Origin of the sequence: Corynebacterium nuruki S6-4, from assembly GCF_007970465.1 — a bacterium.
GTDB lineage: Bacteria > Actinomycetota > Actinomycetes > Mycobacteriales > Mycobacteriaceae > Corynebacterium > Corynebacterium nuruki.
In genome coordinates this window covers 639,328-654,176 of sequence record NZ_CP042429.1, presented here as the reverse complement: position 1 = coordinate 654,176, position 14,849 = coordinate 639,328, and the positions used below count along the sequence as shown (strand labels likewise).

The window sequence follows — 14,849 nt, the reverse complement described above, 5'->3', positions numbered from 1 at the left end:
TGCTGGCTGTTCTCCTGATCGTCGTCCTGGTGCTCGTTGTCGTCCTCCTCGTCAAGGCGGTCGCCCTGATTCCACAGGGGGAGGCGGCCGTCATCGAACGTCTCGGCCGCTATATCCGGACCGTGTCCGGGGGACTGACGATCCTGGTGCCCTTCATCGACCGCGTCCGCGACAAGGTGGACACCCGTGAGCAGGTCGTGTCTTTCCCGCCGCAGGCGGTCATCACCCAGGACAACCTCACGGTGGCCATCGACATTGTCGTGACCTTCCAGATCAACGATGCGGCACGGGCGATCTACGGGGTCAACAACTACATCGTCGGTGTCGAGCAGATCTCCGTCGCCACGCTGCGTGACGTCGTCGGCGGCATGACGCTGGAGGAGACCCTGACCTCCCGCGACGTCATCAACCGGCGGCTGCGTGGGGAGCTGGACGCGGCGACGACGAAATGGGGTCTGCGCATCAGCCGCGTGGAGCTCAAGGCCATCGATCCGCCGCCGTCGATCCAGCAGTCCATGGAGATGCAGATGAAGGCGGACCGGGAGAAGCGGGCGATGATCCTCACCGCCGAGGGCCGGCGGGAGTCCGACATCAAGACCGCCGAAGGTGAGAAACAGGCCCGTATCCTCGGTGCGGAAGGTGAGAAGCACGCCCAGATCCTCGCCGCCGAGGCCGAGCGGCAGGGGCGGATCCTGCGGGCCGAGGGTGAGCGCGCCGCGAAGTACCTGGAGGCGCAGGGTGAGGCGAAGGCGATCCAGAAGGTCGCCGCGGCGATCAAGGCGGCACGCATCACTCCGGAGGTCCTGTCCTACCAGTACCTGGAGAAGCTGCCGGAGATGGCGCAGGGCGACGCGAACAAGGTCTGGATGCTGCCGATGCAGTTCGGTGACTCGCTGGAGAAGTTCGCGAAGTCCTTCGCGGACAAGGGCGACGACGGGGTGTTCCGTTACGAACCGCCGGAGGTCGACGACAGTGTGCGGGAGGAGGCCAACGAGACGAGTTCGGAGGACTGGTTCAAGACCGAGTCCGCCCCCGAGATCGCGAAGGCGGTGGCCGAGGCGAATGCCGTCGCCAACCGCAGTGTGGCCGAGGAGGAGGCCGTCGACGACCCGGCTGTCAGCGCAGCGTCCCGACACGCGCGAGCATATGAACCGCCAACGTCCACCCCGCCTGCTCAGCCTGCCAGCCCGCCGCAGCCAGACGCTGGGACATAGCCTGTTTGGAGATCCCGACCATCTCCGCCGCCTCGGTCTGCAGGTACCCCTGCCGCATCAGTGCCGTCGCCTCCCGCCCCTCGGCCGTCCGCCTGCTCAGCAGGTGGGCGATGAGGGTGAAGGCGGCGGCGATGTCGTCGGCGACGTCGACCGCGTGCCCGGGCGCCTGGGCTCCGCCCGGTCCCGGCTGCTCGATGCGTGCGCTGACCGCGCCGGCCCGGCGGTTGCCGGCGAGGGCACGTTCGGCCGCGGCGGTGAGGTGGTCGGGGTCAGCGTCCCCGTCATCGGCGTCCGGGAGCACTGCGCCGATGCCGACCGCGAAGTCGCCGACCTGCAGCAGGTTGAGGACGACCGTGGTGGTGCTGTCGGCGTCCGGGGAGAGCAGGACGAACGCGTCGGGGGCGAGGATCGTCGCGTCGGTGACGGCCCGGCTCCCGGCGAGGGCCCCGGCAATTTCACGGACGTAATCGCCCCGTCGGCGGGCGTGGCCGCGGTAGAGCGCATGGATGGCGAACATGCCGCCCAGTCTACGCTGTCTACTCTGTCGCCTTGACCTCAGGGGGAGTGTGCGGGGGCCCGGTCTGCGGTCGGCCCAGGATCCTGCTTTCGCGGACGGTCAGTCCGAGTCCGAGCGCGGCGGTCACCACGGTGATGCCGAGTGTCCAGGGGTTCCCTCCGGTGACGATCACGTCCGTGGCGACGACGGTGGCGACCGTGTTCGGGGCGGAACCGGCGACGGTCGCGGTGAGATACGGGGCCACCGGGATCCGGGAGAGTCCGCAGGCGTAGTTGAGGAGGGTGAAGGGGACGGCGGGGATCATCCGGAGCCCCAGGACGCTGATCCAGCCGCGTTGTTCCAGGCGGGCCTGCAGGACCGCGATCTGCCGGAGGTCGGCGGTGCGGTGGACGAGTCCGCGCCCGAGCCGGCGGATCAGCAGGAAGGAGAGCCCGGCCGAGAGCAGGAGACCGCCGAGGGCGAGGAGGGACCCGGTCCAGGCCCCGAACAGCAGACCGGCCGCCACGGTCCACACCGTCCGGGGCACCGGCAGCTGGGTCACGGTGACCATGAGCAGCAGATAGGCGAGGGGGGCCCACCCCCCGGTGGCGGCGATCGCGTCCCGCAGGGTCGAGGCGTCCGGCAGGGGAAGGAGGAAGCCCGCCGCGACGAGGACGACCAGGAGGGTCGGCAGGGCGAGCTGCACACTGGTGGGCAGCCGGCGCCACCCGGTGAGGAGATCACGGAGCAGGGGTTTCACCCCGACCTCCTCCCGTGGCGTCGGATACGGTAGCGGACGAAAAAAGACCCACCGTGCCGGTGGGTCTTCCCGTGGTGTCCGGAGGGGGACTTGAACCCCCACGTCCGTTAATAGGACACTAGCACCTCAAGCTAGCGCGTCTGCCATTCCGCCACCCGGACATGGATGGAGTACACCGCCCAGCTGCTGCGCTGTGCCGTGGACTCCGCACACTGTACCTGCCGGGGTCCGGCGTTGACAAATTGCTGACACGTTCCGGGGCGGGTCCTGCCGCTCCGGCCGAATCCATATATCGGTATAACCTGTTCCTGCAGGGTGTCGACGGGTTCGGCATACTTGACGGTATGACTGATTCCGCGCGCAACCACCAACCGACCTACATCTCGGACCGGTTCCCGGGCCCCGACCCCTACGCCCCGCTGACCGACCTCCCGACCTTCACCCTCACCAGCGAGGACTTCGCCGACGGCGACCGGCTCCCGGCCGCCCAGCTGGGCGGGAGCGACGTCTCCCCGCAGCTGTCCTGGAGCGGCGCCCCCGAAGGGACCGAGACCTATGCGGTGACCTGTTACGACCCGGACGCCCCCACCGGTGCCGGCTACTGGCACTGGGCCGTGTTCAACATCCCCGCCTCGGTGACCTCGTTGGCCGCCGGCGCCGGGGACAGTGAACTGTCGGGTCTGCCGGACGGGGCGGTGGCGCTGCGCGGCGACTCCGGAAGCCGCGGCTACTACGGTGCCGAGCCGCCCGCCGGCCACGGCCCCCACCGTTACCTCTACGTCGTCCACGCGGTGCCGACCCGGCTCGACATCCGGGACAGCTCCAGCCCGACGATCCTCGGCTTCAGCCTGAACTTCCAGGCCTCCGCCCGCGCGATCCTGTGGGGCTGGGCCGAGAACTGAGTCCCGGGGCACCGGGCCGGTCGGTCAGTCGAGCCACTCCAGCTCACGGCCCACGGCCGCCGAGATCGACGGCAGACCGTGGCGCCGCACCTGGTCGGCCAGACCCAGGTGGATGTCCCGGATCCAGTCCGGGCCACCGTAGATGAACCCGGTGAAGCCCTGGAGGAGGTCTGCTCCGGCGCCGATACGCTCCCAGGCCTGCTGCGGTGTCTCGATACCGCCGACGCCGATGAGGACGAGCCGGTCGCCGGCACGGTGCCGGATCCGGCGCAGCACCGTCAGGGCGCGCGCCGCCACCGGCGGTCCGGAGATCCCGCCGGCCCCGTAGGAGGCGATCACGGCGGGGGAGCCGGTCAGACCGTCCCGGCTGATCGTCGTGTTGGTCGCGATGAGACCGGTGAGGTCGAGTTCGAGGGCGAGGTCGGTGACGGCGTCCACGTCCTCGTCGGAGAGGTCCGGTGCAATCTTGACGAACAACGGGCGGTCACTGGCCCGGCGGACCGCGGCCACGATCGGACGCAGACTCTCGACCGCCTGCAGATCCCGCAGACCGGGGGTGTTGGGGGAGGAGACGTTGATGACGAGGTAGTCGGCGACGGCGTGGACCGCGCGGGCGGACTCGAAGTAGTCCGCCGGGGCGACCTCGGCGGGGGTCTTCTTCGTCTTCCCGAGGTTCACTCCCACCGGCTCGGCGTACTCCCGGCGTCCGGCCAGCTGGCGGGCGGCGGCGAGCGCACCGTGGTTGTTGAAGCCCATCCGGTTGAGGATGGCGTGATCGCCGGGGAAGCGGAACATCCGCGGCGTGGGATTGCCCGGCTGGGCGACGGCGGTGACCGTGCCCACTTCGGCGAAGCCGAAACCGAGCGGCCCCCAGATGTCGGCCATCGTCGCGTCCTTGTCGAACCCGGCGGCCAGGCCCAGCGGGCGCGGGACGTCGAGCCCGGCGATGCGCTGGGCGAGCACCGGGTCGGTCACCGGAAGCAGTGCCCGCAGGCCGCGGCGTACCGGGGTGATCCCGGCGGCGGTGTGCAGGGCGGTGGCCATGAGGCCGTGGATCCGCTCCGGACGCAGCCGGAACATGAGGCCGAGGGAGCCGCGGTAGACGAGTCCGCGGAGGGCACGGAACGCAGCAGACACAGGGGACACTGGGGACACAGTGGAGGCGGGGGTCATGCCGGGAGATCCTTGTCGTCGATGAGTTCACGGCTGCCGTCGGCGCCGACGACCAGCAGGTCGCCGGAACCGTCGTCGACGAGGTGCCGGACCGCGGCGACGGTCCTGACACTGCCGACGGAGACCGGGGTGCCCGAGGACAGCCGGTAGCCGGTGAGGGTGTTGTCGCCGGTGGTGGAGACCCACATGATCTGCCGGTCGGCGTCCCACAGGGTGGCCCACGGTCCGGGGCCGGTGGGGACGGCCTGGGTGTGCCGGACGAGGTCGGTCATCGTGTAGACCAGCGCCTGGTCCTGGCGGGGGTCCGAGGCGACGAACACACCGTCGGGCAGGTAGCCGGCGGAGACGGTGCCCACGCCCTGGCCGACCCGGAGTCCGGCCTGCCGCTGGTGCCCGGAGATGTCGATGTCGGTGACGCTGGACTGGCCGGCGTCGACGACCACGCCACGCCACTGGACGCCGTCGTGGTCGTCGTTGCGGTCGTTGCCGACCAGCAGGGCGTCCGATCCGGTCGCGGTGACCGATTCACTGCCGGTCTCCGCACCGTCGGAGCCGTACCAGGTCACCTTGTCGGTACCTTCCTTCGTGACCGCCACCGACCCGTCGGGCGCGGCGACGGCCGAGGTGAGGGTGCCGCCGGTGTCGACGGTGCGGGTCGTCTTCCCGGTGGCGTCGAGAAGCAGGACCTTGTCGCCGCAGGCGAGGGTCACGCCGTCGACGGCGGAGGAGATGCGGTCGCAGTCGGCCGGGACATCGACCCGACGGGCGGAGCCGTCGGCCACCGCGGACAGGGGACCGACGGTGAGGCTGCCGTCACCGAGCAGGGCGACCGGGGCGCCGGACTTCCCGGCCCCGGCGCGGGCCACCCCCTGCACGGGGGAACCTCCGGTCACGGTCCCGACCGGGGACACGGCGGCGGGCGAGTCACCGGGGGTGGCGGCCACGCCGACGACGGTGTCACCGTCCGGGTCGTCATTGTCGTAGACCTGGTCTGAACAGCCGGTCAGGGTCAGTGCGGCAGCTGCGGTGCCGGCGAGCATGATGGACAGGCGTTTCACAGGTGTCACGGTACTACACCGGACCCGGTACCCTGTCGTCACATGACTGACACCACCATGGGTATGGACTGGCTCCAGACCATCGTCCTCTCCGTCGTGCAGGGGCTCACCGAGTTCCTGCCCGTGTCCTCCTCCGGGCATCTGCGCATCGTCTCCGAGCTGTTCTGGGGCCGGGACGCCGGCGCCTCGTTCACCGCCGTCGTGCAGCTCGGCACCGAGCTCGCGGTCCTGGTGTTCTTCGCCCGCGACATCTGGAACATCATCACCGGCTGGTTCGCCGGGGTGTTCCACCGGGAACGGCGCGGGACGCTGGACTACCGGATGGGCTGGATGGTCATCGTCGCCACCATCCCGGTGGGCCTGATCGGCTTCTTCGCCAAGGACATCATCCGCGACAATCTGCGGAACCTGTGGATCACCGCCACCGTGCTGATCCTGTTCTCCTTCGTGTTCATCTGGGCCGAGAAGGTCGGCACCCGGACGCGCACCTACGGGAAACTGACGATGAAGGACGCGGTCCTCATGGGTCTGGCCCAGTGCCTGTCCCTGATCCCGGGAGTCTCCCGGTCCGGGGCGACCGTGTCCGCCGGACTGTTCCTCAACCTCGACCGGGAGGTCGCCACCCGGTTCTCCTTCCTGCTGGCCATCCCGGCGGTGCTCGCCTCCGGCCTGTTCAGCCTCGATGACGCCTTCAACCCCACCGACGGGCAGTCGGCGACGGGCCTGCAGCTCCTGGTGGGCACGGGAATCGCCTTCATCCTCGGGTACATCTCGATCGCCTGGCTGCTGAAGTTCGTCTCGCACCACTCCTTCGCGTGGTTCGCGGTGTGGCGGATCCCGGTCGGTGTGCTGGTCATGGTGCTGCTGGCCACCGGCGTGATCACGGCCTGACCCGGCCGGTAGAATCGGTTCCCATGCGTTCCTGGCCCTCACCCGAGATTCCGGCCCTCCCCGGGTCCGGCGTCCCCCTAAGCCTCTACGACACCGCCGATGACGTGGTCCGCCCCGTCGCCACCGACTGGCCGTCCGGCGAGGTCGGTGTGTACGTCTGCGGCATCACCCCCTACGATTCGACCCACCTGGGGCATGCCGCGACCTACGTCACTTTCGACCTGGTCAACCGGCTGCTCACCGACAACGGCCATGCGGTGCACTACGTGCAGAACATCACCGACGTCGACGATCCGCTGTTCGAGCGGGCCGAGCGCGACGGGGTGGACTGGCGTGAACTCGGCGCCTCCCAGATCGACCTGTTCCGCGGTGACATGGAGGCCCTGTCGGTCATCCCGCCGCGCGAGTACGTCGGCGCGATGGAGACCATCGACGAGGTCGTCGATCTCGTCGGTCGGCTGATGGCCGTCGGTGCGGCCTACCGGCTCGACGATGACGGGTACCCGGACGTCTACGCCGACTACACCGCCACCGAGCAGTTCGGCTACGAGTCCCGCTACGATGCCGCGACGATGGCCGAGCTGTTCGCCGAGCGCGGTGGCGACCCGGACCGTCCCGGGAAACGGCATCCGCTGGACGCCCTGGTGTGGCGGGCCCACCGTGACGGCGAGCCGGCCTGGGACTCGCCCTTCGGCCCGGGCCGCCCCGGCTGGCACGTCGAGTGTTCGGCCATCGCCACCAACCGGCTCGGTGCGTCCTTCGCCGTCCAGGGCGGCGGCAGTGACCTGCGGTTCCCGCACCACGAGTTCTCCGCGGCCCACGCGGAGGCGGCCCACGGCTGTGCCCGGATGGCCGACCACTACGTCCACACCGGCATGATCGGGCTGGACGGGGTGAAGATGAGCAAGTCGCTCGGCAACCTCGTCTTCGTCTCGAAGCTCGTCGAGGCCGGACACGATCCCGCCGCGATCCGGCTGGGCCTCTACGAGAACCACTACCGGGCCGACCGGGACTGGTCCGATGCGGTCCTGACCCGTGCCGAGGAGCGGCTGGCCCGGTGGCGGGCGGCGGCACAGGCGGCCGCCGTGCTGCCGGCGGACGTTGCGGCGCCGCTGGTCGCCGAGGTCCGTGCGGCCCTCGCCGATGACCTGGACACCCCCCGGGTGCTGCAGCTCGTCGACGACTGGTGTGAGCAGGTGACCGGCGGATCGGTCGCGGCGTCCGGCGACGGGGCCGGTCAGACCGCCGGTGAGCTCGTCACGGCGATGACCGACGCCCTGCTGGGCGTCCGGCTGTGACCGCGGGGCAGGGTGCCGCCGACCGGGCGGCCGCCGAGATGGTGGAGAACATCACGGCCATGGCCACCGGCAGTTACCTGCGCGAGGAGGACCGGGCCCTGTGGGACCCGCCGTACCCGCCGGAGGTCGCCGACGAGGTTGCGGCGGTGCTGCGCCGGATGGTCGCCGAGGTCCGGGAGGCGGCCGGTGCCGCCGGTGTCCCGGACGCCGCGACACTCGCGGTCCTCGCCGCCCACGGTGCGCTGACCACGGTCAGTGCGGCGTACGGGGACGCGGTGTTCGAGGAGGAGGAGCAGGCGGACTTCCGCCGGGTCGTCGTCGCCCTGGCCGCGGAGGTCGGGGCGGACGCCGAGGAGATCCTCGCCGACCTCGACCGTGTCACGGAGCAGGAGTAGCGGGCTCCAGCAGCAGCGCCTGGTTGGTGGTGCCCACCGGGCCCTCCTCGTCGTAGAGCCGGCCGACGGTGAGGCCGGCACCGTCGGGGCCGTAGTTGGCGTCGGCCTGCACACAGGTCCAGGTGCCGCGCGGCAGCCGGTGGACGCAGACGGTGAGGTCGGTGTTCATGAACTGCCACTGGCCCGGGTCGAGCGTCGGGTTGGTGCCGTTGGCGACGTCGGCGACCGCCATGAGCCGGGTCCAGGGGGAGTCCGGGACGCCGGCGACGACGGGGATCGTGCTGCGGACCCACAGTTGACCGGGGGCGATCCGGCATTCGAGGGTGTCGATGTAGCCGCCCGACCACCGGCCGGTGAAGGAGCCCGGATCCGACGGGTCGTCGTCGGGGGTCGCCTCGGCCAGGGGGACGACGTCGGGGGCGACGGCGGTCTCGATGGCGGTGGTGTCCAGTTCCCGCACCCACCAGCCGGTGCCGCGGGCGACCTCGCGGCCGTCCGGGTTGGTCACGGTGGCCTCGACGAGGCTGATCCGGCGGCCCGGCCGCAGTACCCGGGTGCTGGTGCGCAGCTCGCCGAGCGGGACGGCGCCGAGCAGGTCGGTGGTGGTGCGGACCAGTCGGCCGCTGGCGGGGGTCGCCGACTCGAGGAGGTGCGTCACCAGGGCGGACGGGGGTGCCCCGTGCTGGAATCCGGGGCCCCAGGGGCTCCCGGTGTGTTCGGTGGCGGTGAAGGTCTGCCATGAGGTACCCACGTCATCGGTGTGTGTCGCACCTGGCAGAAAGTAAGCGTCCGTGATGTCTGTCATAGTGTGAGAGTGTATCCCGGCGGGCATGATGGGGGTGTGAAGGCACTGCTGTGGGACATGGACGGGACACTGGTGGACACCGAACCGCGCTGGGGGGAGGCGACCTACGCGATGGCGGCGGCGATGGGACGCGAGCTCACCCCCGAACTCCGGGCACAGACGGTCGGCGGGAGCGCGGAGGGCACGGTGCGGCTGTGCGCGGACTGGGCCGGCCTGGAGCTCACCGACGCCGGGGTCGCCGACTGGATCGACCGGCTCTACGAGGACGTCTCCGCCCGGTTCGCCCGCGGCCTGGAACTGCAGCCGGGCGTCCACGACCTGCTGTCGGCGGCGAAGGCCGCCGGCATCCCGATGATGGTGGTGACCAACACCTTCCGCCGGCTCGCCGACCAGGCACTGGACAGTATCGGCAGGCACTGGTTCGTCGGTTCGGTGTGCGGCGACGAGGTCGCGGTCGGCAAGCCCGATCCCATGCCGTACCGCACCGCGGCCGGGCGGCTGGGCGTCGACCCCGACGACTGCCTGGTGTTCGAGGACTCGGTCAACGGCCGGACCTCCGCGGCCGCGGCCGGCTGCCGGGTCGTCGATGTCTCGGCACCGGGGGCGCTGGCCGGTCTGACGCTGCCTGACGTGGTCCGGCTGTGGCAGGCCCGGGCGGGTGTGACAGAATAGGGGACGTGAAGAACTTCGATTCCCTGTTTGAGGAACTGTCCCAGCGTGCGCAGGAGCGTCCGGAAGGATCCGGCACCGTGAAGGCTCTGGACGGTGGACTGCATAACCTCGGGAAGAAGATCGCGGAGGAGGCGGGCGAGGTCTGGCTCGCCGCCGAGTACCAGAGTGACGACGAGCTCTCCGAGGAGATCTCGCAGCTCATCTACTGGCTGCAGGTGGTCATGGTCAAGCGTGGCCTGAACCCCGACGACATCTACAAGTTCCTCTGAGACGGCGAGGCAGGCACACCCCATGACCGAGACCATGCTGCGCGTCGCCGTGCCCAACAAGGGCGCACTGTCCGAGACCGCCGATGAGATCCTCCGCGAGGCCGGCTACCCGGGCCGCGGCGACCGCAAGTCCCTGACCGTCCTCGACGAGCCGAACGGCGTGGAGTTCTACTTCCTGCGCCCCAAGGACATCGCCATCTACGTCGCCAGCGGCCACCTCGACATGGGGATCACCGGCCGCGACCTCGCCGCCGACACCCGGGAGGAGACCGACGAACTGCTCGGGCTCGGCTTCGGCCGGTCGACGTTCCGGTACGCCGCCCCGGTGGGCGGGGACTGGACCGTCGAGGCGCTCGACGGCAAGCGGATCGCGACCTCGTTCCCGAACCTGGTGCGTCGTGACCTGCAGGACCGCGGGCTGGACGCCGAGGTCATCCGGCTCGACGGCGCGGTGGAGATCTCCATCCGACTGGGCGTGGCGGACGCCATCGCCGATGTCGTGGAGACCGGCCGTACCCTGCGCCAGCAGGGGCTGGAGCCGTTCGGTGAGCCGATCATCTCCTCCGAGGCGGTCGTCATCGGTCGCCGGGGTGCCCAGCTCGATGACCGGCAGCGGATCTTCCTCAAGCGCATCGAGGGCATCCTCCACGCCCGCAACTACGTGATGCTGGACTACAACTGCCCTCGTTCCATCCTCGAAAGCGTATCCTCGGTCACGCCGGGTCTGTCCGCTCCGACGGTGTCCCCGCTCGCCCAGGAGGACTGGGTCGCTGTGCGTGCCATGGTGCCGCGCAGGGACGCCAACACCCTCATGGACCAGCTGTCCGCCATGGGAGCAAAAGCCATTCTGGCCAGCGACATCCGTATCGCACGCATCTGACACACCCATCCCTTCCGGACCCGGCGGTAACCCGAAAGGTTGACAGTTGACTGACACCCCGGACTCCCCGGACGCCCTGGACGCCCCGGACCTGCAGGACTCCCCGGAGACCCCGACCGGACGCACGACACGGTACGTGACATCCTCCACGGACATCATCACTTCCGCGGAGACGATCTCCCGGTCGGCCCACTCCGCCGACAGCTTCCGCACCGAGGAAGACCTCCTCGGCACGATGGAGGTCCCCGAGAACGCCTACTACGGCGTCCACGCCCTGCGCGCGGTGGACAACTTCCAGATCTCGCGGACCACGCTGAACCAGCTCCCCGAGTTCATCCGGGGCATGGTGCAGGTGAAGAAGGCGGCGGCGCTGGCGAACAAGCGCCTGCACACCCTGCCGGGGGAGAAGGCGGACGCCATTGTCTGGGCCTGTGACCAGATCCTCGAGCACCACCGGTGCATGGACCAGTTCCCGATCGACGTCTACCAGGGCGGTGCGGGGACCTCGACGAACATGAATGTCAACGAGGTCGTCGCCAACCTGGCCCTGGAGCACCTCGGGGAACCGAAGGGCAGCTACGACGTCATCAACCCCAATGACGACGTCAACATGAGCCAGTCGACCAACGACGCCTACCCGACGGGGTTCCGGCTCGGCATCCACTCCGCCTTCCAGGAGCTCATCAAGCACCTCGGCGCGCTGGAGCGTGCCTTCGAGGCCAAGGGCGCGGAATTCGGTGACACCATCACCATGGGCCGCACCCAGCTGCAGGACGCCGTCCCGGTGAGCCTCGGCGAGGAGTTCACCGCCTTCGCCCGGAACCTCGACGAGGAGCAGTCACAGCTCGACCGCGCCGCCGGCTTCATGCTGGAGGTCAACCTCGGCGGCACCGCCATCGGCACCGGGGTCAACGCCCCCGCCGGCTACCAGGCGCAGGTCACCGCCGCGCTGAGCGAGGTCACCGGTCTGGAGATCAAGGGGGCCGGCGATCTGCTGGAGGCCACCAGTGACACCGGCGCCTACGTCAACGCCAGCTCGGTGGTCAAGCGTGTGGCCATGAAGCTGTCGAAGATCTGCAACGACCTGCGGCTGCTGTCCTCGGGTCCGCGGGCGGGCCTCAACGAGATCAACCTGCCGGAGCGGCAGGCCGGTTCGTCGATCATGCCGGCGAAGGTCAACCCGGTCATCCCGGAGGTCGTCAACCAGATCTGCTTCAAGGTCTTCGGCAACGACGTCACCATCTCCATGGCCGCCGAGGCCGGCCAGCTGCAGCTCAACGTCATGGAGCCGGTCATCGCCCAGTCGCTGTTCGAGTCGATCCGGCTGCTGGCGCGCGCCTGCACCACGCTGCGCACCCTGTGCGTCGTCGGCATCACGGCGAACCCGGAGGTCTGCCGCGCCTACGTCGAGCACTCCATCGGGATCGTCACCTACCTCAACCCGCTCATCGGCCACCACAACGGTGACCTGGTCGGTAAGGAATGCGCCCGGACCGGCAAGTCGGTCCGGGAGGTCGTGCTGGAGCGCGGCCTGCTCGACGAGAAGACCCTCGACGAGGTCCTGAGCACGGAGAACCTGCTGCACCCGACGTGGCGCGGCAAGCTCTACGTCAACTCCTAGGACGGATTCCCGGGGCGGTCGGGTTTACGAACCGAGGTGATGCCCGGGAACAGGAAAATCGACCTGTCGGTTCGTTCCGCGGACGGCGGGGTCGGGCCCGTGTCCGCAACGTCCCCGGGCGTACACCCGGGGCGGGCTCCTAGAATCGGGGCCATGGCTCTTCCCGATCCCGTCACCCTGGCCCACCGCTCCGCACTGCGTTCGATCGCCCGGGTGGTCGACGAGACGGGTGTGCCGACCGATCCGGCGGTCGCCCTGCGGTCGATCGCCGCGCAGCTGCGGGAGGCGGGGGTTCTCGTCATCACCGGGGCAGGGGTCTCCACGGACTCCGGGATCCCGGACTACCGGGGGCCGCACGGTTCGCTGGGCCGCCACCGGCCGATGACCTACCAGGAGTTCCGCTATGATCCGGCGGCCTCGCACCGGTACTGGGCGCGGTCGTACGTCGGGTGGCGGGAGATGTCGGGGCGGCGTCCCAACCCGACGCACTATGCGATCGCCGAGCTGGAGCAGGCCGGGCTGGTCTCCGGCGTGGTGACGCAGAACGTCGACGGACTGCACGCGGCCGCAGGGTCGCAGAATCTGCTGGCCCTGCACGGGGATCTGTCGCGGGTGATCTGTCTGGCGTGCGGGCACACCGAGGACCGGCGGCATTTCGACATCCGCCTCACCGCGGCGAACCCGGGGTACCTCGAACAGATCCGGCTGGACCCGACGCAGGTCAACCCGGACGGCGACGTCTCCCTCGATGAGGCGCACGTGGCGAAGTTCCGGATGGTGGGTTGCGAAGTGTGCGGCTCGGAACTGCTGAAGCCGGACGTCGTCTACTTCGGGGAGGCCGTGCCGGCCGGACGCCGCGAGCGGGCCTCCCGGATGCTCGCGGACGCCTCCTCGGTGCTGGTGGCGGGCTCGTCACTGGCGGTGATGAGCGGCTACCGGCTGATCCTCGACGCACAGCAGCAGGGCAAGCGGGTCAGCGTGATCAACGGGGGACCGGGCCGGGCCGATGCCCGGGTCGACGTGCTGTGGCGTACCGGGGTGCAGCCGGCGTTCCTCGCGCTGCTCGACGAACTGGGACTGGACTGACCCGCGCGCTCAGGCAGCGAGGATGTCGAGTGCCAGTTGTGCCTGTACCCGGTGTTCTTCCGGCAGCGATCGCCAGGCCGCGTGGGACTGCCCAAGGTGCGACACCAGCATGGCTATACGTCCGCGGTCTGAACCCGTGAAGTCCTCCCGCTCTGCGTACGGATCATCGATACACGCGAGAAGCGCTACGGCATCGAACAGGTGGCGGCCTCTGTCCCTCGAGTCCGTGATGAAAGCGGCCGCCTTGAGGATCAGAGCACCGAACGGCCGTGGTACGGACACGGTGCTCCGTGCCTCCCCGACGATCTGCAGCCTGGCATTCACCGTACGGCGGAGTGCCTGCGTACCGCCTTCCATTCTCACCATGTCCCGGCCACGAAGTTTCTCCACCACGCGGGGAGCCGCGTGATCAGCGATCAGTACATCAACCTGGTCATCCTGACCGTCGGTGACGATGTCGATGGCTGTTGTTCCGCGTATGAAGCGATGGGCGGTATTGTTCCTGGGATCGATACTGTGCTGAAGGCGGTACCCCAACCCCTCCAGGGCGGTGGCTACGGCTCCGGGGACACCACGCATCGTCTCGATGTGCAGGGCGATATCGACGTCGTTGGTCGGCCGTACCACGCCTATGCCGTGGTCGATGGTGTGGAGCTGTGTCATCAGTCCGCCGACCAGGGTCCAGGAACCGGCGGGAAGCGCCTCGGACAATTCGGCGACACTCGGCCACGGCGTGGGCCATCCGCCGGCCGGAGAATTCACGGAGATGTGTGCGCGGTCCGTACTCACGCCAACACCTCCAGGATCTCCTCGAGTGCCTGTTCCCCGACGCCTCTGGTGCGGGGGTCAATACTGACGGCCGCATCCAGTGCCGCCACCACGCGGGTGGTGACGAGGGACTGCACGCGGCCAAAATCAAAGGTCACGGCACGGAGGGTGACATTTCCGTGGACGGCCGGCCGAAGGCCGAGCCCCCGGACGACCTCTCTGATCTGATTCCCGTCGATATATCCGTCAGCGATGTCGCCGGAGATCCCACTGAGCCCGAGTTGATGTTGATCACTCATCGCTATGAGGCCACGGAGCCGGGGGAGTGCTGCTCGGTGAGCGTCGAATGTCTGTACCCGGCTACGCCCCCTCATCCGAGTGATCAGCTCATCCGCACTGGAGATGTCACGGAGAGAGTGTCGTAACCGGGAGGTCTGAGTATTTCCCATCCAGTCCGGTGCGCCTCCCGACAGAAGGGCGGCAGCTCCCCAGGCGGTTGGTTCGGACCATGACCTGGTGCGACTTTGACGCTGTGAAACGAGGTACTTGTCCACCGACTCC

At 69.4% G+C, this 14,849-nt stretch carries 17 protein-coding genes and 1 tRNA gene; 10 read left to right on the top strand and 8 right to left on the bottom strand.

The features are described 5' to 3' along the window. Nucleotides 1-2 precede the first annotated feature (2 nt). Complete coding sequence (locus FSW06_RS02985; RefSeq protein ID WP_416372554.1) at nt 3-1,214, top strand: SPFH domain-containing protein; 1,212 nt, start codon at nt 3-5, stop codon at nt 1,212-1,214. Here FSW06_RS02985 and FSW06_RS02980 read toward each other — a convergent pair. The 3 genes from FSW06_RS02980 to FSW06_RS02970 form a co-directional block, all read right to left on the bottom strand. After that, complete coding sequence (locus tag FSW06_RS02980) at nt 1,117-1,731, bottom strand: DNA-binding protein (RefSeq protein ID WP_083826983.1); 615 nt, start codon at nt 1,729-1,731, stop codon at nt 1,117-1,119. The two genes, FSW06_RS02985 and FSW06_RS02980, sit on opposite strands and share 98 nt — an antisense overlap. A 19-nt stretch (nt 1,732-1,750) precedes the next feature. Then, the gene (locus FSW06_RS02975; RefSeq protein ID WP_010118525.1) at nt 1,751-2,470 is read right to left on the bottom strand and encodes a TVP38/TMEM64 family protein; all 720 of its coding nucleotides are present in this window, start codon (nt 2,468-2,470) and stop codon (nt 1,751-1,753) included. Between the two features lie 72 nt (nt 2,471-2,542). Beyond that, nucleotides 2,543-2,631: transfer RNA gene (locus FSW06_RS02970), tRNA-Leu, on the bottom strand. Nucleotides 2,632-2,814: 183 nt separating this feature from the next. Between FSW06_RS02970 and FSW06_RS02965 the strand changes: the two genes are divergently transcribed. Further along, nucleotides 2,815-3,372 (top strand): YbhB/YbcL family Raf kinase inhibitor-like protein, encoded by a 558-nt coding sequence (locus tag FSW06_RS02965; RefSeq protein WP_010118527.1) that lies wholly within the window; start codon nt 2,815-2,817, stop codon nt 3,370-3,372. A gap of 24 nt (nt 3,373-3,396) precedes the next feature. Here FSW06_RS02965 and FSW06_RS02960 read toward each other — a convergent pair whose 3' ends face one another. Continuing rightward, nucleotides 3,397-4,545: a quinone-dependent dihydroorotate dehydrogenase gene (locus FSW06_RS02960; protein ID WP_010118529.1), complete on the bottom strand. Its 1,149-nt coding sequence runs from the start codon at nt 4,543-4,545 to the stop codon at nt 3,397-3,399. Further along, nucleotides 4,542-5,603: a hypothetical protein gene (locus FSW06_RS02955; protein ID WP_010118532.1), complete on the bottom strand. Its 1,062-nt coding sequence runs from the start codon at nt 5,601-5,603 to the stop codon at nt 4,542-4,544. Before FSW06_RS02955 ends, FSW06_RS02960 begins: the two co-directional genes overlap by 4 nt. A gap of 42 nt (nt 5,604-5,645) precedes the next feature. On the opposite strand from FSW06_RS02955, the gene FSW06_RS02950 reads away from it, so the two are divergent. The 3 genes from FSW06_RS02950 to FSW06_RS02940 are packed head-to-tail and all read left to right on the top strand — an operon-like array spanning nt 5,646 to nt 8,187. After that, nucleotides 5,646-6,494: an undecaprenyl-diphosphate phosphatase gene (locus FSW06_RS02950; protein WP_238525897.1), complete on the top strand. Its 849-nt coding sequence runs from the start codon at nt 5,646-5,648 to the stop codon at nt 6,492-6,494. 23 nt (nt 6,495-6,517) lie between these two features. After that, nucleotides 6,518-7,792 carry a cysteine--1-D-myo-inosityl 2-amino-2-deoxy-alpha-D-glucopyranoside ligase gene (gene mshC / locus FSW06_RS02945; protein WP_010118534.1) on the top strand — a complete coding sequence of 425 codons (1,275 nt, stop codon included), beginning with the start codon at nt 6,518-6,520 and terminating at the stop codon, nt 7,790-7,792. Further along, nucleotides 7,789-8,187 (top strand): hypothetical protein, encoded by a 399-nt coding sequence (locus FSW06_RS02940; protein ID WP_010118535.1) that lies wholly within the window; start codon nt 7,789-7,791, stop codon nt 8,185-8,187. The genes mshC and FSW06_RS02940 overlap by 4 nt, the downstream gene beginning before the upstream one ends. Here the strand turns inward: FSW06_RS02940 and FSW06_RS02935 are convergent. Beyond that, nucleotides 8,171-8,992: a thioesterase family protein gene (locus FSW06_RS02935; RefSeq protein ID WP_010118536.1), complete on the bottom strand. Its 822-nt coding sequence runs from the start codon at nt 8,990-8,992 to the stop codon at nt 8,171-8,173. The two genes, FSW06_RS02940 and FSW06_RS02935, sit on opposite strands and share 17 nt — an antisense overlap. Before the next feature lie 36 nt (nt 8,993-9,028). Here FSW06_RS02935 and FSW06_RS02930 point away from each other — a divergent pair, with 36 nt between their 5' ends. The 5 genes from FSW06_RS02930 (at nt 9,029) to FSW06_RS02910 (ending at nt 13,520) form a co-directional block, all read left to right on the top strand. Continuing rightward, nucleotides 9,029-9,664 (top strand): HAD family hydrolase, encoded by a 636-nt coding sequence (locus FSW06_RS02930; protein WP_010118537.1) that lies wholly within the window; start codon nt 9,029-9,031, stop codon nt 9,662-9,664. Nucleotides 9,665-9,669: 5 nt separating this feature from the next. Beyond that, complete coding sequence (locus FSW06_RS02925) at nt 9,670-9,933, top strand: phosphoribosyl-ATP diphosphatase (RefSeq protein ID WP_010118538.1); 264 nt, start codon at nt 9,670-9,672, stop codon at nt 9,931-9,933. 34 nt (nt 9,934-9,967) lie between these two features. Continuing rightward, the gene (gene hisG, locus FSW06_RS02920; protein ID WP_010118540.1) at nt 9,968-10,813 is read left to right on the top strand and encodes an ATP phosphoribosyltransferase; all 846 of its coding nucleotides are present in this window, start codon (nt 9,968-9,970) and stop codon (nt 10,811-10,813) included. A gap of 154 nt (nt 10,814-10,967) precedes the next feature. Then, the gene (gene aspA, locus FSW06_RS02915) at nt 10,968-12,434 is read left to right on the top strand and encodes an aspartate ammonia-lyase (RefSeq protein ID WP_238525901.1); all 1,467 of its coding nucleotides are present in this window, start codon (nt 10,968-10,970) and stop codon (nt 12,432-12,434) included. 153 nt (nt 12,435-12,587) lie between these two features. Then, nucleotides 12,588-13,520, top strand: coding sequence for a Sir2 family NAD-dependent protein deacetylase (locus FSW06_RS02910; RefSeq protein WP_010118543.1), 933 nt, complete (start codon nt 12,588-12,590; stop codon nt 13,518-13,520). A 9-nt stretch (nt 13,521-13,529) separates the two neighbouring features. Here FSW06_RS02910 and FSW06_RS02905 read toward each other — a convergent pair whose 3' ends face one another. Beyond that, nucleotides 13,530-14,309 (bottom strand): hypothetical protein, encoded by a 780-nt coding sequence (locus tag FSW06_RS02905; protein WP_010118545.1) that lies wholly within the window; start codon nt 14,307-14,309, stop codon nt 13,530-13,532. Beyond that, a complete protein-coding gene (locus FSW06_RS14685; RefSeq protein WP_029448722.1) occupies nt 14,306-14,587 on the bottom strand; it encodes a hypothetical protein in 282 nt (93 codons plus the stop codon). Before FSW06_RS14685 ends, FSW06_RS02905 begins: the two co-directional genes overlap by 4 nt. Between the last annotated feature and the right edge of the window lie 262 nt (nt 14,588-14,849).